The sequence below is a fragment of the Phnomibacter sp. genome (assembly GCF_036803085.1).
In the GTDB taxonomy this organism is placed as follows: Bacteria; Bacteroidota; Bacteroidia; order Chitinophagales; family Chitinophagaceae; genus Phnomibacter.
Window position 1 is genome coordinate 220058 of record NZ_DAIRUZ010000006.1, and the last position, 16675, is coordinate 236732.

Here is a 16675-nt window from a genome sequence, read left to right on the forward strand (position 1 = left end):
GGCCGGTGAGGTGGATGAGTGGCTGAAATCAGTAGTTTGCTAAACTGCCGTACGGGTTAAACTGTACCGCGGGTTCGAATCCCGCCCTCACCGCAAATGGTTTTTTTAAGGTTCTAAAATGAAATTGGCAGAACCTTTGGATGATGAAAGACTTAATGGTTGAAATAGGTGCGTGACCAGAACAAAACCCGAAAATGTTGAAGATCTGATCTCGACCCACATTTAAACACACGCATGTTTGACTTTGAAAAGTTAGAGGTTTATCAGGTTACAAAAACGCAGAACATCGAGGTGCTCAAGTTTTTGTTTCAGCAAAACGATTTAAATGCCGACTTCGCCACGCAGTGGAAAGAAGCCAGTATGGGCACGGTCATTAATTTGGCTGAAAGCACTGCCCGTATGACGCATCCGGAAAAGAAACATTTCCTGACCATTGCCAGAGGCAACATTAATAGTTGTGTTGCACTCATGGAACTGGGCAAAGAAATCGGCTGGATTGACCAAACTACTTTTGAGCATTTTTATACTCGCTACGAGCAAATGAGTAAAATGATGCTGGGTATGATTCGCAGTTTCAGCAGTGAGACTAAAATCTAAAGCACTGGTTTTTAAAGATAGTTCGGGAAGTAGCGCAGGCCGGTAGCGCACCTGGTTTGGGACCAGGGGGTCGCAGGTTCGAATCCTGTCTTCCCGACAAAGAGGAGTGATGAGCGAAAGCCATCACTCTTTTTTTATGCTCCATTTTGTTTACATCATTCAAAGTTTAAAACATCATCGCTACTACTGTGGTGCATCTGCAGATGTGGAGTCAAGGCTAGAAAAGCATAATGCTAAAGCCACAACCAGTACCAGAAATGGTGTACCATGGGTACTGGTACGCATTGTAGAGTGTGCCACAAAGCAAGAGGCATTGCAGTTGGAAATAATTATCAAAAAGAGGGGTATTGGCAGATGGATAGCTGAACATCCCGAGTAGTGAATCCCGCTTTAGGGCGGGAGGGTCGCCACGCTAGAAGCGTGGTCTTCCCGACAAAGAGGAGTGATGAGCGAAAGCCATCACTCTTTTTTTATGCCTCATTACGTATACATACTTCAAAGCCTGAAACATCAGGGATACTATTGCGGTTCTAGTGCTGATGTGGATGTGCGGTTGCAAAAGCATAATTCCAAGGCTACACCCAGCACCAAAACTGGAGTGCCATGGGCAGTAAGAAGAATAATCATTTGCGAAAGCAAACGAGAAGCTTTGCAGTTAGAAATTCAAATCAAGAAACGAGGAATTGGCAGATGGATGAATGATCATCCGGAGTAGTGCAGGCCGGTAGCGCATCCCGCTGTAGGGCGGGAGGGTCGCCACGCTAGAAGCGTGGTCTTCCCGACAAAGAGCATTCAGCGATGAATGCTCCTTTTTATATGCCATATAGAAAACGGTGCTGCACCTATTTATTGGCCAATTGACCACAAGCCGCATCAATATCTTTGCCTCGGCTGCGACGCAGGCGGGCATTCACTTTATGCTTGTCGAGGTAGGCCATGAACGCATCCGTTTTTTCTTCAGTAGGCTTGCAGAACTGCGCCATATCAATGGGGTTATACTCAATGATGTTGATGAGGTCGGCAGGTATTTGGCGGTAGAGTTTGATGAGCTCATCTGCATCTTTCAAACTATCGTTGAAAGAATCAAAAAGAATGTACTCCAGGGTAATTTCGTTCTTCGTTTTTTGATAGAAATAATTCAGCGCTTCTATCAACGATTTGATGTCGTTGGTATCGTTGATGGGCATGATTTCATGCCGCTTGGAATCGTTGGCGGCATGCAGGCTCAGGGCCAGTTTAAATTTCACTTCGTCATCGCCCAGTTTCTTAATCATTTTGGCCACACCTGCGGTACTTACTGTAATGCGGCGTGGACTCATGCCCAAACCATCGGGTGCACTAATGCGTTCGATGGCCTTCAATACATTTTGATAATTGAGTAGTGGTTCGCCCATACCCATAAATACAATGTTCGTGAGCTTCTGATCGTACACCCGCAGGCTCTGCTGGTTGATGAGTACCACTTCATCGTAGATTTCATCAAACGTGAGGTTGCGTTTGCGGTCGAGATAGCCGGTGGCGCAAAACTTACAGCTGAGGCTGCAACCAATTTGGCTGCTCACACAGGCTGTTTTGCGTTCGTCGGTCGGAATGAGTACGCCTTCTACCGCATGGCCATCCCAGGTTTTGAAACGGCTTTTTACCGTCCCATCGGCGCTGTATTGCGACTCGTCAATAATGAGGGCTGGCAGGCTGAAATGTTCGCCCAACTGCTGGCGCAGTTCTTTGCTCAGGTTGGTCATGTCGGCAAAACTGTGAGCCTGTTTGGTCCACAGCCATTCCCACACCTGGTTGGCCCTGAATTTTTGCAAACCCTGAGCGGTCATCCATTGGGTGAGTTCTTCCTTGCTGAGCTGGCGAATGTTTTGCATGCGGCAAAGATAAGCCGCCGGGCTGCAAAGCTTTTACTAAGAAGGAATGCCATTGCCCGGTGCAACCTGTTTTTTGTAAAAGGTAAATAACGAAGCACCAGGAAGGATATTTTTGTTCTTCAACGGATTTAAAATCACATCTTGCCTGTATGAGTGCTGTTTATATCATTGATGCTGTTCGTACACCCATTGGCCGCTATGGCGGTGTTTTGGCTTCGGTTCGCCCCGACGATTTATTGGCCACTTCCATTCAACAATTATTGCAACGCAACCCCACGGTGGATGCGGCTGCCATTGAAGATGTGATTGCCGGTGCGGCCAACCAGAGCGGCGAAGACAACCGAAATGTGGCCCGCATGGCGGCACTGCTGGCTGGCTTGCCGGTAAGTGTGGCGGGCACAACAGTAAATCGTTTGTGTGCCAGTGGCCTGCAAGCCATTATGGATGCGGCAAGGGCCATTCACCATGGCGATGGCGATGTATACATAGCCGGCGGTGCCGAAAGCATGAGCCGTGCTCCGTTTGTAACGGGCAAGGCAGAATCGGCTTTTTCGCGGCAAGTAAATACGTTTGATACCACCATGGGCTGGCGCTTCATCAACAAGCAATTGACGGCGCTGTACCACCCGTACAGCATGGGCGAAACGGCAGAAAATGTGGCTCGGCAGTGGCAGATCAGTCGTGAGGCTCAAGATGCATTTGCCCTGCAATCGCAGCAGAAATATGCGGCGGCATTGGCAGCGGGCAAATGGCAGGATGAGCTGGTGCCCGTAGCTGTGTACGATGCAAAAGGACAAGCAACGCAGGTGACGCAAGATGAACATCCAAGGGCAACAACCATGGAGCAATTAGCCAAATTGAAACCGGCGTTTGTACCATCGGGTACGGTTACTGCTGGCAACTCATCGGGCATCAATGATGGCGCAAGTGCTTTGCTGCTGGCGAACGACACTGCTGTAAAAAAGTTTGGCCTGCAGCCATTGGCCCGGGTGGTAAGTATGGCGGTATCGGGTGTAGACCCTGCGGTGATGGGCATTGGCCCGGTGCCTGCTTCGCAAAAAGCGTTGCAAAGAGCCGGCCTCAACATCAACGACATGGATGTGATAGAATTGAATGAGGCTTTTGCGTCGCAATCGCTGGCCTGTGTGCAGGAGCTGCAAGCCGACCCGGCAAAAGTGAATGTGAACGGTGGCGCCATTGCCATTGGCCATCCGCTAGGTTGCAGCGGTGCCCGAATTTCAACCACCCTCATACACGAACTGGTACGCAGCGGCGGTCGCTACGGGCTGGCTACTATGTGCATTGGCGTAGGCCAGGGTGCTGCAGTGGTGTATGAAAATTTAAGTCGTGGTTGATTATTATTCCTTCTAATTTTCTGTTTCAAACCCCTTTTAACAATGAAAAGAATTCTGGTTGTTTTACTGCTGATGATTGGTGTGGGCACTGCTGTGCATGCCCAACAAGACAGCACTTTGCAGCAATATGCCGGCAAATACATTTTTCCGCAAGGCAGTGCAGTATCCGAAGCCATGGTCAATTTTGAATCGGGTGTATTGAGCATTAGTTCTGCCATCGGTTCTGCTACATTATCTAAAATCGAAGCCGACCGTTTTTCTATTGTGGAATACAACGGCACTGCTGTATTCAAAAGAAATGATGCGGGCAAAATCGTCAGCATTCATGTGGTGGTGGCCGATTTGGATGTGACGGGCACCAAAGAATCTTTCGCCAAGTTTTGGAATCACCGGATGATTTTGCAAAAACTATAAACGAGTAGAAGCATACAAAAAGGACTGATGATTCAGTCCTTTTTTATTTGGCAAAGGTGCTGGCTGTACATTCGCAGCACTTTGCAAGCAGCACATCAACAACAGCAGAAAGATCGGGTAGCACTTTACGGAGTGCTGATGGTGCTGTTGTCTGCGGTTTTGTTTTCGGGCAAAGCCGTGCTGGCCAAGCTGGTGTACCGCCAAAGCAGCATGAGTGTGAGTGAGCTGCTGGTGCTGCGTATGTTGTTTTCGCTGCCATTTTATGTGGCCATGTTGCTGTTGCAATGGCAGCAGCACAAGCGAAATGCCACACATCAATCGTTCATGCAACAGTCGCATGTATTGCCCACCATTTTGTTGGGTTTGCTCGGTTATTACATCAGTTCCTTTTTCGATTTCTGGGGGCTCAAACATATTTCTGCCGGCCTCGAAAGAGTCATCTTGTTTTCCTATCCCACCATGGTAGTGTTGTTTGGTGCCTGGTTTTTCAAAGAAAAAATTCAACGGCATCAGGTGTTGGCTTTACTGCTTTCCTACGCAGGTATTGGTGTTGCTTTTGCAGCCGATTTTGACCAGCCGCAAACGGGCAATGTTTGGATTGGTGCTGCCTTTATTGTGGGCTGCGCCATCACGTTTTCGTTGTATGTATTGTTTAGCGGAAAACTGGTGCCACAAGTAGGCGTATCTAAGTTTACGGCTGTGGCCATGCTCAGTGCAACCACCGCTATTTTTCTCCACTATTTTGTAATGGGTGGTGCTGTACAGCAACTGCTTTCTTTCTCGCCGCAGGTGTATGGGTACATGTTGTTGATGGCCGTATTTACCACGGTGGTGCCGTCACTGCTCGTATCAGCCGGGCTTAAGCGGGTGGGCAGCAGCAACGTGGCCATCATTAGTTCAGTGGGCCCCATCGTCACCATTTTTCAGGCATGGTATTTTTTGGGCGAACCCTTTGGTTGGCAGCAAGCCATTGGTACCGTACTGGTGGTAGCAGGTGTACTGTGGGTAAGTAAAAAAACAACGCAACAAACAAAACCTGCCTGATTAGGCCGGCTGCCATTGAGCAGCAAAATCTTGCTGCGTAAATACCTGCTCGTTACCACTGGCCAAATGTTTCACTTTGCAAATGCCTTGATCCAGTTCGTTGGAGCCAATCACCACTACATAGGCAATGCCTTTCTTATCGGCAAACTTGAATTGCTTGTCAAACTTCGCTTGCTCATGATACAGCATGGCAGAGATGCCGCGGCTGCGCAATTGTTGCATCAAACCAAAGGCGGCCTTACTTTCTGCATCGCCCAAATTGAAGAACAATACCTGTGTGCCTTGCTGCACCGCTTCTGGGAAAAGTTGCAGCTCTTCCATCACATCAAAAATCCTATCTACACCAAAGCTGATGCCAACGCCGGGAATATTGGGCACATCAAACAGGCCGGTCAAATCATCGTAGCGACCACCGCCGCCAATGCTGCCCATTTGCACACCTATGGCTTTTACTTCAAAAATGGTTCCTGTGTAATAGTTGAGGCCACGGGCTAGGGTGAAGTCGGCAGTAAGCGTACAACGACTATCGGGCAGTGGTGCAAAGTTGATAACGGTTTGCAGCTCAGCAATGCCTTCAGCGCCAATGCTGTTGCTGCCTACAATGTTGTTGAGTTGCGCCAGCTTTTCTTCGTTGCTGCCTTCTATGCTCAGGTACTGCTCAATGGCTGCAATTTGTGCCGGCAGCAATCCACGTTGCGTTAGTTCTTCTTTTACTTTATCAATGCCAATTTTATCGAGCTTGTCAATAGCAATGGTAATGTCGGTCAGCTTATCGGCACCGCCGCATACTTCGGCCAGTGCAGCCAGTATTTTGCGGTTGTTGATGCGGATATCTACCGGCACATCCAGTTGGCTGAATGCGGTGGCATACAATTGCACCAGCTCCACTTCGTTTAGCAAACTTTTGCTGCCCACCACATCGGCATCACATTGGTAAAACTCACGGTAGCGGCCACGCTGCGGCCGGTCGGCACGCCACACGGGTTGCATTTGGTAGCGTTTGTAAGGAAAGGTGAGCTGCCCATGATTCATGGCTACATAACGGGCAAATGGAATGGTGAGGTCGTAGCGTAAAGCCCTTTCCGTTAGGTCTTTTACATTTTTGCCCTGCAGTATTTTGTCAAAATCTTCTTTGGCCTTGGCATGCTTTTCGGGGCGGTCGAGGCCGTTGTTCAAAATTTTGAAAATGAGTTTGTCGCCTTCTTCGCCATACTTGCCCATCAGGGTGTCGAGGTTTTCCATGGCCGGTGTTTCCAGCGGTTCAAAACCATACAGCTGAAAAACCTGCTGAATGGTGCTGAAAATAAACTGGCGTTTGCGTACCACCGAAGCGTTGAAATCACGGGTGCCTTGCGGCAAAGAAGGTTTTGACATATTGGAAAAATCAGAAAAGTTACACATTCATTTGTCGGGCAATAAAAGCATCACAGGCATTGCTGATGAGACGAAACACATGGTGGTAATCTTCCTCCGTGCCGTAGTAAGGGTCGGGCACGGGCTCGTTGGCACCGGGTGTTACCTCGTTCAGCAAAAGGTGGGCTTTTGCATCATTCCAGGTATGGCGGGCCAAGGCTTTGGCATCGCGGCGGTTGCTTTCTTCCATAAAGAAAATCACATCAAACCGCTCCATATCGCTGGCGTGAAACTGGCGGCCCCGCTGGCTGCTGATATCTACGCCATAGTGCAGCGCCGTTTTTTGCGACAGCCGGTGTGGTGGTTCGCCCACATGCCAGCTACCGGTGCCGGCGCTGTCAATTTCCCAAGACAAACCGGCTGCCAGTGCTTTGTGCCGCATAATGCCCTCTGCCAACGGGCTGCGGCAAATATTTCCCAGACATACCATCAATATCTTCATGCACACACGGCTTTTTTTGAGGGGCAAAAGTAATGTTTGCCTTTCAGCCTTGTGTGGAAAATGCCCCACTTGGCATCTTAGCAGCAGAAATAATGGTATTAAGATTGCTGACTGACAAACCGGTGACCATTACACACATTGCACAAGCCTTGAATTGATTATCTTTCCACCCTTTCCTAAAAATTATGCAGACTCGCAAAACATCACGTCGAAAAAGTACACCCAATGTGAGGGCTATGATGGATTACTTCATGGCCTCATTGATGGTTTTCTTTGGCGTATTCATCATGTTTTCAGAAAAAATTATTGGATACGACTACTTCGAGGGCAGCAATTTTGTTACAGGCAAAATGAAATGGGTGATAGGCATTTTGTTCATGCTGTATGGTGTGTTCAAAGCCTACCGGGGTTATGTGGCAGCCAAATTAGAAAAGGAATTTCAACATGAAGATGAATAAGAAACATAACGCTTGGGTAGTGTTTGTGCTCGGCTTTTTGCTGATGGCCTGCGGTAATAACGGCACGTCACCTGCGGTTGTGTCCGACGATACACCTACCAGTGGCCGCATTCGTATCAGCATTGATGAATCATTCAAACCCGTTATTGATTCACAGATCAAGGTGTTTCAGTCTTCGTTTCCCAACGCAGAAATTATAGCAGAGTACAAACCAGAGGCCGAATGCCTGAAAGATTTGGAAAGCGACAGCACCCGCATGGTGATTGTAACCCGCGGCCTCAGCGAAGATGAATCAACACAGTTTGAGCAAAAGCTCGGGTTTAAGCCGGCTTGGGGCATACTCGCCTACGATGCCGTTGCCATCGTAACCAATAAAAAGGCCAAGGACAGCACTTTTACCATGGGCGATATTAAAAACATGCTGGCAGGCAATAGCAGTTTTAAGTACAAAGTGGTGATGGATGGCCTGAGTGCTACCAGTACCGTTCGATTTGCAATGGATAGCCTGCTCCGCGGCAAGCCCTTAGGTAAAAATGTAGTGGCTGCCAAAACCAGTCCCGAAGTGATTGAATATGTGGCCAATGACCCCAACGCCATTGGTATGATTGGCGTAAGCTGGATTGGCAATAGCGACGATCAGGACCAATTGAGTTTCCTTTCCAAAGTAAACGTGGCCTCGCTGGCCTGTGAAACCTGCGACGAAGCTGCCTATGTAAAACCTTATCAGGGCAACATTGCATTGGGCCGCTATCCACTCATCCGAAGCCTCAATTATATCGTAAAAGAAAACTATCAGGGCCTGGGCAAAGGCTTTGTCAACTTCCTGATTTATGAAAGAGGACAGCTCATTTTCAAAAGAGCCTATTTGTTACCCGGCAGAATGCAGTTTAATGTTAGAAACATGAACATAAAATAGTAAATTCTGTTAACGGATTTCTAAGAAATCCTTTGTTTTGTATCGAACATCCCATCTTTTCGTCTTAGAATAATAATTTGACACCCTCACAAGTTCAGCACACCTCATTCTAAAGAACAATTTGCAAAAAACACAACTAAGCATGATGAAGCGTTTTTTTCTTTCCATGATGTCCCTGGCAGTGGCGTTTGGCGTGTTTGCTCAAACACAGCAGGAAGGGTTTAAGGACCTGGTGGATGGCCGTGTAGATAAGGCTCAAACCATTTTCGAAGGATTAGTAGCAAAAGAACCGGCCAATGCAGAGTATAATTATTGGCTGGGTCAGGTGTACCTGGTTCAGGCACAATTGCACCGCACCAATACATGGCGTGATAAAGCCAAAGAACTGTACAGTAAAGCAATGGCTGCCACCGCTCAAAACCCGCTGCTGGTAGTGGCGCAGGCCCAAATTGAATTGTTGGAAGGCAAAGCCACTGAAGCGAAAGCTCATTTTGAAGGGGCTATTTTGGCTACCGCTACCAAAAAAAATAAGAAATACGGCGACCCCGCTATTTTGAATGCTATTGTACGGGCTAATGCCGGTGGTGATAGCAAAACGGGCGATGTTGATTATGCTGCCTCAAAAGCAGCACAAAGCGAAGAACTCCTTGGTGCTACTCCAGATATGTTTTTGAACCTGGGTATTACCTACCTCAAGAGAGGTGGTGAGTTTGGCGGACAGGCCAAGCGGGCTTTCGAAAAAGCCATTGCGCTGGATCCCACATTTGCCGCTGCTTACTGGCGTATTGGTAAAATCTTCGAAAGCCAGAAGAACCCCGAAATGTATCTGGACTACTACGAAAAAGCCATCAAAGCCAGCGATAAGTTTTCATTGTCTTACCTGAGCATGTATGACCACTACAAAAACCGTGATGTAAATAAGGCCAAAGAATACATCGAGCTTTTTATTGCTAATGCCGATAAAGACGTAGAGACCGATTATTTCTATGCTGACTACCTGTTTCGTGCTGGTAAATACCAGGAGTCTTTGCAAAAAGCCAAAGACATTGAAGCCAGCCTTAATGGCGAAAAATTTGCCAAAGTGAATAAGCTGTACAGCTTCAACTACGACCGCCTGAAAGATTCGGTTAAAGCCATGGAATACATGGAAAAATACATTGCTCAGGAAGATGTAGATAAAATTGAAGGAGAAGATTATGCCTACATGGCGGCTTCTTACCTGAAAGTGCCCGGCAATGTAGTAAAAGCAGAAACCATGGCTGAAAAAGCTATTGGTCTCGATACATCTGTGGCTGGCAAAGTAATCATCATGGATGGTATGGCCAATGCCTATACCGCTCAGCAAGATTGGGTAGGCGCCTACAAATGGATGGCCCGCAAGCAAGAAGTAAAGCCTGACAACAGTGCCCGTACGCTGTACTTTTTGAGCGATGCCGCCTACAAGGCAAAACAGTATGACGCTTGTCAAACAATTGCCTCTACCTATATCAGCAATTACCCCGATCAGCCTCAGGGTTATATTTTCAAATCGAGAGCTGCAGTAGCTGCCGACCCTGATACAAGTAAGGGTTCAGCTATTCCTGCACTGGATGAATACACCCAGTTCTTGATGAAGGATACTGCCAAAAACAAAGGCCGTATTATTCAAAACCATGGCTACAAAGTATTTTACTACCTGGTAAAAGCACAGGATTATCAAAAAGCACTGGATGCTGCCAATTTAATTTTGGCGATCGACCCTGTAAACGCATACGGCCAAATGGCAGTAGCCGAAGCGCAACGATTGCTGAAGGCAAACGGAGCTAACAAAGGAACTTCCGGAGCCGGCACTAAACCCGCTCCTGCCGCAAGTGCTGCAAGTGGCTCGGGCCAGCGAAAACCTTAGATTTAAAGTGATTTTGTATAAATAAAAATCCCCCGTTGTATGCGGGGGATTTTTATTTATTGAATTTGTACAATTCACACGGTTATTAGTACGCAGGAACTTATTTTTGCGCCGCATCAACTTTAAGCAGCATGTATTCATTAGCTGAAGTAATCGGAAGCCCCTCACAGTATTTGCCCATCGGAATTCAGTTGCTTTTTGCCATTGGCTTTATTGCCGTTATGATTGCGGTAAGCCATTACCTTGGGCCAAAACGCAACACCAGCGACAAGCTCGACAACTTTGAGAGTGGTATTGAGCAGGTTGGCAATGCCCGCCAGCCCATGGCAGTTAAGTATTTCCTCGTGGCTATCTTGTTTGTTCTGTTCGATGTGGAAGTAATTTTCTTCTATCCCTATGCTGTCAATTTCAAATCATTGGGATGGGACGGTTTTTGGGCAGTATTGATGTTTGTAGGTTTCTTTTTTGCAGGCTTCACCTACATCATTAAAAAAGGAGCATTGAAATGGGAAGATTGATGCCAACACTATAACCAACAGTGATTTCAGCAAAACATTTTCAGCTGAAATCGGTTATCGAAGCATCAGTTTTCTTTCACCATTCAAATAATAGCGTATGAGTGATTTGATATATCAGGGACGCCCCGTACGATTTAACAGCGGCATCAAAATAGCCGAAGCACCTCCCGGCATCGAAGGCGAAGGTTTTTTTGTGACCAAGCTGAGCGAAGTAGTAGGCCTCGGCCGTAAAAACTCTTTATGGCCGCTGCCATTTGCCACCAGCTGTTGCGGTATCGAATTTATGGCCACCATGGGTAGCCACTACGATATTGCCCGCTTTGGTAGCGAAAGGGTAGGCTTTAGCCCACGCCAGTGCGACCTGCTGATGGTAATGGGTACCATTGCCAAAAAAATGGGTCCGGTATTGCGCCAGGTGTATTTGCAAATGGCCGAGCCACGCTGGGTATTATCTGTTGGTGCCTGTGCCTCTTCTGGCGGCATTTTCGATACTTACAGTGTACTGCAAGGCATCGATCAGGTAATACCGGTAGATGTATATGTACCGGGTTGTCCTCCTCGGCCCGAAGCAATACTCGATGGACTGATGAAAATTCAAGACTTGGTGGGTAAAGAAAGCATCCGCCGGCGCAATGGTGAGCAATACAAAGCTTTGCTCGGCGAATACGGCATTCAATAATCCAATTATCATTAAGACCTTTTTCAATGGGGCTTACCTACGAAACCATACAAGAAAAACTGAACGACAAGTTTGGTGCTGACAATTTGCAGTGGGAAAATACCTACGACCAATTGACGGTAACGGCACCCAAAGAGCTCAACCTGAAAATCCTTCAGTTTTTGTTTGAAGACGAAACGCTTGCCTTTCGTTTTCTGACCGATATCTGTGCCGTTCACTATCCCGACAATACCGGAGCTGAGCTGGCCGTGGTATATCACCTGCACAACCTGGTTGCTAACGTGCGGCTGCGCATGAAAGTGTTCACAGCTATCGAAAAACCAGATGTGTACACTGCCACCAGTATATTTCCTGGTGCCAACTGGATGGAACGTGAAACCTATGATTTCTATGGCATCAACTTCGTGGGCCATCCCAAGCTCAAGCGTATTCTCAATGTAGATGAAATGGATTATTTCCCGCTGCGCAAAGAGTACCCGCTGGAAGACCAGAGCCGTATTGACAAAGACGATGAGATGTTTGGCCGTGGCGGTTCGTACAACTAACCGGCCCGGATAAAGATTTTTAACGACAGCATTAAAGCTCTCACAAGAGCCTGTAGCATATGAGTAATCAATCAGTAACACACCACATTCCACTGCCAGAAGGCAGCATTCAAAAGCAAACCACCACCATGAACCTGGGGCCTACGCACCCGGCTACACATGGCGTGTTTCAGAATGTGGTAGAATTGGATGGTGAAACCATTGTAGATACAGAGCAAACCGTTGGTTACATCCACCGGGCTTTTGAAAAACTGGCCGAACGACGTCCGCTGTATCAGGTAACACCTATTACCGACCGACTTAACTATTGTAGTAGCCCGCTGAACAACATGGGCTGGCACACTACCTGCGAAAAACTACTGGGTATTCAAACGCCGAAGCGGGTAGATTACCTGCGTGTCATCATCATGGAGCTGGCCCGTATTGCCGACCACCTTATTTGTAACTCTATTGTGGGTGTAGATACAGGTGCTTACACAGGCTTCCTGTATGTAATGCAGTATCGTGAACTGATTTATGAAATTTACGAAGAAGTATGCGGCAGCCGATTGACTACCAATATTGGTCGCATTGGTGGTTTCGAACGCAACTTTAACGACACTGCATTTACGAAGATTGAAAAGTTCCTGAAAGAATATCCTGTGGTGCTGAAAGAGTTTGAAAACCTCTTCAGCCGCAACCGCATTTTCATGGATCGTACACAAGGCACTGGTGCCATCAGTGCCGAAAGAGCGTTGGCGTACAGCTTTACCGGCCCCAACCTGCGGGCTGCCGGTGTAGATTACGACGTACGTGTGGCCAAGCCATACAGCAGCTACGAAGATTTCCAGTTTGATATTCCCGTAGGTACCACCGGCGATAACTACGACCGATTTATGGTACGCAATGGCGAAATGTGGCAGAGCCTCAGCATTATTGAACAAGCCATGCAAAAGCTGGCACAGTTCAAAGGTGCCGAAGCCGATGTGTACCACGCCGATGTACCGGAATATTACCTGCCCGAAAAGAAAGACGTTTACACCAAGATGGAGGCGCTGATCTGGCACTTCAAAATCATCATGGGTGAAATAGAAATGCCGAAGGGTGAAGTATACCACGCTGTGGAAGGTGCCAACGGTGAGTTGGGCTACTACCTCATCAGCGATGGTGGCCGTACTCCGTACCGCTTGCATTTCCGTCGTCCTTGCTTCATTTACTATCAGGCTTACCCCGAGCTGGTAAAAGGGGCCATGTTGAGTGATGCCATCGTAACCATGTCGTCGCTGAACCTGATAGCAGGTGAGCTGGATGCGTAAACTGAAGTGCGAAGGACGAGGGTAGAAGTAAGATGTGTTAAGTACGAAGTAGGAATTGAGATTGTAAAAATGGAATTTGAATAACTGAAATATGGTACAGTTTTCACAAGAAAATTTGGCGAAGGTGGAAGAAATCATCGCCCGTTATCCTGAAGGAAGGCAGAAAAGTGCACTCATGCCTTTGCTGCATTTGGCACAGGAACAGTGGGGATGGTTGAGTGCCGAAACCATGGATTATGTAGCCGGCTTGCTGAAGCTGGAACCCATTGAAGTATATGAGGTGGCTACCTTCTACACCATGTACAACCTGAAGCCTGTTGGTAAGCATGTGTTTGAAGTATGCCATACCGGTCCTTGCATGCTGCGGGGCAGCGACGACATACTGGCTTATATCAAAGAAAAGCTGGGCATTGGTGTAGGTGAAACAACTGCCGATGGTTTGTTTACCCTCAAAACAGCCGAATGCCTTGGTGCCTGCGGATACGCTCCCATGATGCAAATGGGTAAGTATTACAAAGAGCATCTGACAAAAGAAAAAATTGACCGCATTATAGAAGAGTGCAGAACACAGGCAGCCGCCAACAACTAAGCACTTTTTTAGAAACGCAGATTCTGACCAAAGCACAATAATCCTGCACAGCAGGCTAAAGCAATAGCATGGGACGTAAATTATTGTTGGAAAAAGCACATGTAGAAGGCATTCGCTACTACGACGTTTACCGCCGCGAAGGTGGCTACCGGAGTGTAGAGAAAGCGCTCAAAAGCATGACGCCCGATGAAGTAACAGAAGAAGTGAAAAAAAGTGGTCTTCGAGGCCGCGGTGGTGCCGGTTTTCCTACCGGTATGAAGTGGAGCTTTTTGGCAAAGCCAGAAGGTGTACCCCGTTACCTGGTAGTAAATGCCGATGAATCGGAGCCCGGTACTTTCAAAGACCGATACCTGATGGAGTTCATTCCGCATATTCTCATCGAGGGTATCATCACTTCATCTTATGCATTGGGTGCCAATAGTGCATACATCTACATCCGTGGTGAGTACGCATGGATTCCTGATATTCTGGAACAAGCCATTGCCGAAGCCAAGAACAACGGCTGGCTGGGCAAAAACATTTTGGGCACAGGCTACAATCTCGAAGTATATGTACAGCGTGGTGGCGGAGCTTATATCTGTGGTGAAGAAACTGCCCTCATTGAAAGCCTGGAAGGCAAGCGGGGTAACCCTCGCATTAAGCCGCCATTTCCTGCGGTAAAAGGTTTGTGGGATTGCCCAACGGTGGTAAACAACGTAGAAACCATTGCAGCAGTTGTGCCCATCATTAATAATGGTGGAGATGACTATGCAAAAATTGGTGTAGGTCGTTCTACGGGTACCAAACTCATGAGTGCCTGCGGCAATATCAACAAGCCGGGTGTGTACGAAATTGATATGACCATCAGTGTGGAAGAATTCATTTTCAGCGATGAATACTGTGGTGGTATTGCCAACGGCAAACGCCTGAAAGCCTGTATTCCCGGTGGATCTTCTGTACCCATTTTGCCAGCTAACCTGCTGCTGAAAACTGCGAAAGGTGAGCAACGCATGATGCACTACGAAGGCCTGAGCGACGGTGGTTTTGCTACCGGTTCTATGATGGGTTCTGGTGGTTTTATTGTGTTGGATGAAGACCAGTGCATTGTAAAACACACGTATACATTGGCCCGCTTCTATCGTCATGAGAGTTGTGGTCAGTGTTCACCTTGCCGCGAAGGCACCGGCTGGATGGAAAAGATTTTGTGGCGCCTGGAAAATGGTCAGGGCAAACTGAGCGACATCGATTTGCTGGTAGACATTCAAAGCAAGATTGAAGGCAACACCATTTGCCCCTTGGGCGATGCGGCCGCATGGCCCGTTGCAGCTGCCATCCGTCACTTCCGCGATGAATTTGAATGGCATGTCAACAATCCGAAGGAGTGCTTGCAGCGCAACTACGGATTGGCCCACTATGCCGATCCGATTCACGTACCCACACCCGCCTGATTGTAATGCGTAAGTGTACAGATGTTATACACAGTACAGCTACGCAAACATGCTCCAATATTGTTGCAACAGCAGCAATCAAATTAAAAAGTAAGGATTCAACATATGTCGGACCAACTGTTGAAAGTAACCATTGATAACATTACGGTAGAAGTACCGAATGGCACCACCATTTTGCAGGCAGCCCGCAAAATTGGCGGTGATGTTACGCCGCCTGCCATGTGCTTTTACACGCCATTGAAAGGTAGCGGTGGTAAGTGCAGAACCTGCCTGGTGGAAGTAAGCAAGGGCTCTGAAAAAGATCCTCGCCCCATGCCCAAGCTGGTAGCCAGCTGCCGCACCACCGTAATGGATGGCATGGAAATAAAAAGCATTACCAGCCAGCGGGTGCTCGATGCCCGTGCCGGTGTGGTGGAATTTTTGCTGCTCAACCATCCGCTGGATTGCCCCATTTGCGATCAGGCCGGCGAATGCCACCTGCAAGACCTGAGCTACGAGCATGGCAAAAACGGTACCCGATACGAGTTTCAGCGCCGCACATTCAAAAAACGTGACCTCGGCCAGTACATTCAACTGCACATGACGCGTTGCATTCTTTGCTATCGTTGCGTATTTACTGCCGATCAGGTTTCTGAAAAGCGGGTGCATGGTGTACTCGATCGTGGCGACCATGCTGAAATTGCTACGTACATTGAGCAAAACCTCAACAACGAATTCATTGGTAACGTCATTGACGTTTGCCCCGTTGGTGCATTAACTGATAAAACGTTCCGTTTCAAGAACCGTGTTTGGTTTACCAAGCCTATGACAGCACACCGCGATTGCGACAAGTGCTGCGGCGAAGTAACCCTGTGGATGCGTGGCGATGAAGTGTTTCGTGTAACGGCCCGTAAGGATGAATGGGGTGAAATTAAAACCAGCGAAAAAACTGGTAAGACCGGTTGGATTTGCAACGACTGCCGTTTCGATAAAAAGAAAGCCAGCGACTGGACCATAGAAGGACTGGCTCCTATCGATCGTCATTCTGTAATTGGACAGGGTAAGTACAAGGGCTTGAAGAAGCCGGAAGAAACCATTCAAAAAGTGCTGGATGGCCGCAAGCCTCGTTTGCTCATGGACATTCACAGTGTGAGTGAGGTAAACAATCCGGCGATTGAACTGAGCGAAATCAACGGTCCTGCAACCAGTGCTGTATTTAAGAAAAACAATCACGAATAATCAATAAGC

Annotated in this window: 19 protein-coding genes and 2 tRNA genes; 18 read left to right on the forward strand and 3 right to left on the reverse strand. The window is 47.7% G+C overall.

Annotated features, from left to right (window positions below):
* The first annotated feature begins 4 nt into the window (after positions 1-4).
* The 5 genes from V7Q13_RS13245 to V7Q13_RS13260 all read left to right on the forward strand — a co-directional run bounded on the left by V7Q13_RS13245 (position 5) and on the right by V7Q13_RS13260 (position 1312).
* Positions 5-93 (forward strand) — tRNA-Ser (locus V7Q13_RS13245).
* 141 nt (positions 94-234) lie between these two features.
* Entirely contained in the window at positions 235-597 is a 363-nt protein-coding gene (locus V7Q13_RS13250) for a four helix bundle protein (protein WP_333801153.1), read from the forward strand.
* Between the two features lie 23 nt (positions 598-620).
* Positions 621-694, forward strand: a tRNA-Pro gene (locus V7Q13_RS13255).
* Positions 695-733: 39 nt separating this feature from the next.
* Complete coding sequence (locus V7Q13_RS17440) at positions 734-976, forward strand: GIY-YIG nuclease family protein (RefSeq protein ID WP_442958261.1); 243 nt, start codon at positions 734-736, stop codon at positions 974-976.
* Positions 977-1069: 93 nt separating this feature from the next.
* A complete protein-coding gene (locus tag V7Q13_RS13260; RefSeq protein ID WP_333801154.1) occupies positions 1070-1312 on the forward strand; it encodes a GIY-YIG nuclease family protein in 243 nt (80 codons plus the stop codon).
* 127 nt (positions 1313-1439) lie between these two features.
* Here the strand turns inward: V7Q13_RS13260 and rlmN are convergent, their stop codons facing one another.
* Complete coding sequence (gene rlmN, locus V7Q13_RS13265) at positions 1440-2468, reverse strand: 23S rRNA (adenine(2503)-C(2))-methyltransferase RlmN (RefSeq protein WP_333801155.1); 1029 nt, start codon at positions 2466-2468, stop codon at positions 1440-1442.
* A gap of 149 nt (positions 2469-2617) precedes the next feature.
* Here rlmN and pcaF point away from each other — a divergent pair, with 149 nt between their 5' ends.
* Genes pcaF through V7Q13_RS13280 form a run of 3 tightly spaced genes read left to right on the forward strand, consistent with a single transcriptional unit; the run spans position 2618 to position 5281 of the window.
* Positions 2618-3823 carry a 3-oxoadipyl-CoA thiolase gene (gene pcaF, locus V7Q13_RS13270; RefSeq protein ID WP_333801156.1) on the forward strand — a complete coding sequence of 402 codons (1206 nt, stop codon included), beginning with the start codon at positions 2618-2620 and terminating at the stop codon, positions 3821-3823.
* 42 nt (positions 3824-3865) lie between these two features.
* Positions 3866-4237: a hypothetical protein gene (locus tag V7Q13_RS13275; protein WP_333801157.1), complete on the forward strand. Its 372-nt coding sequence runs from the start codon at positions 3866-3868 to the stop codon at positions 4235-4237.
* 27 nt (positions 4238-4264) lie between these two features.
* Positions 4265-5281 carry a DMT family transporter gene (locus V7Q13_RS13280; RefSeq protein WP_333801158.1) on the forward strand — a complete coding sequence of 339 codons (1017 nt, stop codon included), beginning with the start codon at positions 4265-4267 and terminating at the stop codon, positions 5279-5281.
* On the opposite strand, the gene hisS is transcribed toward V7Q13_RS13280, so the two are convergent.
* Together hisS and V7Q13_RS13290 are read right to left on the reverse strand one after the other, a co-directional pair.
* Positions 5282-6655: a histidine--tRNA ligase gene (gene hisS, locus V7Q13_RS13285; protein WP_333801159.1), complete on the reverse strand. Its 1374-nt coding sequence runs from the start codon at positions 6653-6655 to the stop codon at positions 5282-5284. It lies immediately after the preceding gene.
* A 19-nt stretch (positions 6656-6674) separates the two neighbouring features.
* Positions 6675-7136, reverse strand: a complete 462-nt coding sequence (locus tag V7Q13_RS13290) for a low molecular weight protein-tyrosine-phosphatase (protein ID WP_333801160.1) — start codon at positions 7134-7136, stop codon at positions 6675-6677.
* 185 nt (positions 7137-7321) lie between these two features.
* On the opposite strand from V7Q13_RS13290, the gene V7Q13_RS13295 reads away from it, so the two are divergent.
* The 10 genes from V7Q13_RS13295 (at position 7322) to V7Q13_RS13340 (ending at position 16666) form a co-directional block, all read left to right on the forward strand.
* On the forward strand, positions 7322-7594 hold the full coding sequence (locus V7Q13_RS13295; protein ID WP_333801161.1) for a hypothetical protein: 273 nt from the start codon (positions 7322-7324) through the stop codon (positions 7592-7594).
* Positions 7587-8510 (forward strand): PstS family phosphate ABC transporter substrate-binding protein, encoded by a 924-nt coding sequence (locus V7Q13_RS13300; RefSeq protein WP_333801162.1) that lies wholly within the window; start codon positions 7587-7589, stop codon positions 8508-8510. Before V7Q13_RS13295 ends, V7Q13_RS13300 begins: the two co-directional genes overlap by 8 nt.
* A gap of 142 nt (positions 8511-8652) precedes the next feature.
* A complete protein-coding gene (locus V7Q13_RS13305; RefSeq protein ID WP_333801163.1) occupies positions 8653-10395 on the forward strand; it encodes a tetratricopeptide repeat protein in 1743 nt (580 codons plus the stop codon).
* 131 nt (positions 10396-10526) lie between these two features.
* A complete protein-coding gene (locus tag V7Q13_RS13310) occupies positions 10527-10913 on the forward strand; it encodes an NADH-quinone oxidoreductase subunit A (protein WP_333801164.1) in 387 nt (128 codons plus the stop codon).
* 97 nt (positions 10914-11010) lie between these two features.
* Positions 11011-11592, forward strand: a complete 582-nt coding sequence (locus V7Q13_RS13315; RefSeq protein ID WP_333801165.1) for an NADH-quinone oxidoreductase subunit B — start codon at positions 11011-11013, stop codon at positions 11590-11592.
* 26 nt (positions 11593-11618) lie between these two features.
* On the forward strand, positions 11619-12137 hold the full coding sequence (locus tag V7Q13_RS13320) for an NADH-quinone oxidoreductase subunit C (protein ID WP_333801166.1): 519 nt from the start codon (positions 11619-11621) through the stop codon (positions 12135-12137).
* A 59-nt stretch (positions 12138-12196) separates the two neighbouring features.
* Positions 12197-13432, forward strand: coding sequence for an NADH-quinone oxidoreductase subunit D (locus V7Q13_RS13325; RefSeq protein WP_333801167.1), 1236 nt, complete (start codon positions 12197-12199; stop codon positions 13430-13432).
* Between the two features lie 91 nt (positions 13433-13523).
* Complete coding sequence (locus tag V7Q13_RS13330) at positions 13524-14021, forward strand: NADH-quinone oxidoreductase subunit NuoE family protein (protein ID WP_333801168.1); 498 nt, start codon at positions 13524-13526, stop codon at positions 14019-14021.
* A 68-nt stretch (positions 14022-14089) separates the two neighbouring features.
* Positions 14090-15448, forward strand: a complete 1359-nt coding sequence (nuoF, locus tag V7Q13_RS13335) for an NADH-quinone oxidoreductase subunit NuoF (RefSeq protein ID WP_333801169.1) — start codon at positions 14090-14092, stop codon at positions 15446-15448.
* A 105-nt stretch (positions 15449-15553) separates the two neighbouring features.
* Positions 15554-16666, forward strand: a complete 1113-nt coding sequence (locus V7Q13_RS13340) for a 2Fe-2S iron-sulfur cluster-binding protein (RefSeq protein ID WP_333801170.1) — start codon at positions 15554-15556, stop codon at positions 16664-16666.
* Positions 16667-16675: the final 9 nt, after the last annotated feature.

Excerpts from the sequence above, each read along its gene's own strand:
- V7Q13_RS13260 (WP_333801154.1), top strand. The coding sequence starts at position 1,070 with ATGCCTCATTACGTATACATACTTCAAAGCCTGAAACATCAGGGATAC.
- nuoF (WP_333801169.1), top strand. The coding sequence starts at position 14,090 with ATGGGACGTAAATTATTGTTGGAAAAAGCACATGTAGAAGGCATTCGC.
- hisS (WP_333801159.1), bottom strand. The coding sequence starts at position 6,655 with ATGTCAAAACCTTCTTTGCCGCAAGGCACCCGTGATTTCAACGCTTCG.
- V7Q13_RS13295 (WP_333801161.1), top strand. The coding sequence starts at position 7,322 with ATGCAGACTCGCAAAACATCACGTCGAAAAAGTACACCCAATGTGAGG.
- V7Q13_RS13340 (WP_333801170.1), top strand. The coding sequence starts at position 15,554 with ATGTCGGACCAACTGTTGAAAGTAACCATTGATAACATTACGGTAGAA.
- V7Q13_RS13320 (WP_333801166.1), top strand. The coding sequence starts at position 11,619 with ATGGGGCTTACCTACGAAACCATACAAGAAAAACTGAACGACAAGTTT.
- V7Q13_RS13290 (WP_333801160.1), bottom strand. The coding sequence starts at position 7,136 with ATGAAGATATTGATGGTATGTCTGGGAAATATTTGCCGCAGCCCGTTG.
- V7Q13_RS13305 (WP_333801163.1), top strand. The coding sequence starts at position 8,653 with ATGATGAAGCGTTTTTTTCTTTCCATGATGTCCCTGGCAGTGGCGTTT.
- V7Q13_RS13275 (WP_333801157.1), top strand. The coding sequence starts at position 3,866 with ATGAAAAGAATTCTGGTTGTTTTACTGCTGATGATTGGTGTGGGCACT.
- V7Q13_RS13310 (WP_333801164.1), top strand. The coding sequence starts at position 10,527 with ATGTATTCATTAGCTGAAGTAATCGGAAGCCCCTCACAGTATTTGCCC.
- rlmN (WP_333801155.1), bottom strand. The coding sequence starts at position 2,468 with ATGCAAAACATTCGCCAGCTCAGCAAGGAAGAACTCACCCAATGGATG.
- V7Q13_RS13280 (WP_333801158.1), top strand. The coding sequence starts at position 4,265 with ATGATTCAGTCCTTTTTTATTTGGCAAAGGTGCTGGCTGTACATTCGC.
- pcaF (WP_333801156.1), top strand. The coding sequence starts at position 2,618 with ATGAGTGCTGTTTATATCATTGATGCTGTTCGTACACCCATTGGCCGC.
- V7Q13_RS13300 (WP_333801162.1), top strand. The coding sequence starts at position 7,587 with ATGAATAAGAAACATAACGCTTGGGTAGTGTTTGTGCTCGGCTTTTTG.
- V7Q13_RS13330 (WP_333801168.1), top strand. The coding sequence starts at position 13,524 with ATGGTACAGTTTTCACAAGAAAATTTGGCGAAGGTGGAAGAAATCATC.
- V7Q13_RS13325 (WP_333801167.1), top strand. The coding sequence starts at position 12,197 with ATGAGTAATCAATCAGTAACACACCACATTCCACTGCCAGAAGGCAGC.
- V7Q13_RS17440 (WP_442958261.1), top strand. The coding sequence starts at position 734 with ATGCTCCATTTTGTTTACATCATTCAAAGTTTAAAACATCATCGCTAC.
- V7Q13_RS13250 (WP_333801153.1), top strand. The coding sequence starts at position 235 with ATGTTTGACTTTGAAAAGTTAGAGGTTTATCAGGTTACAAAAACGCAG.
- V7Q13_RS13315 (WP_333801165.1), top strand. The coding sequence starts at position 11,011 with ATGAGTGATTTGATATATCAGGGACGCCCCGTACGATTTAACAGCGGC.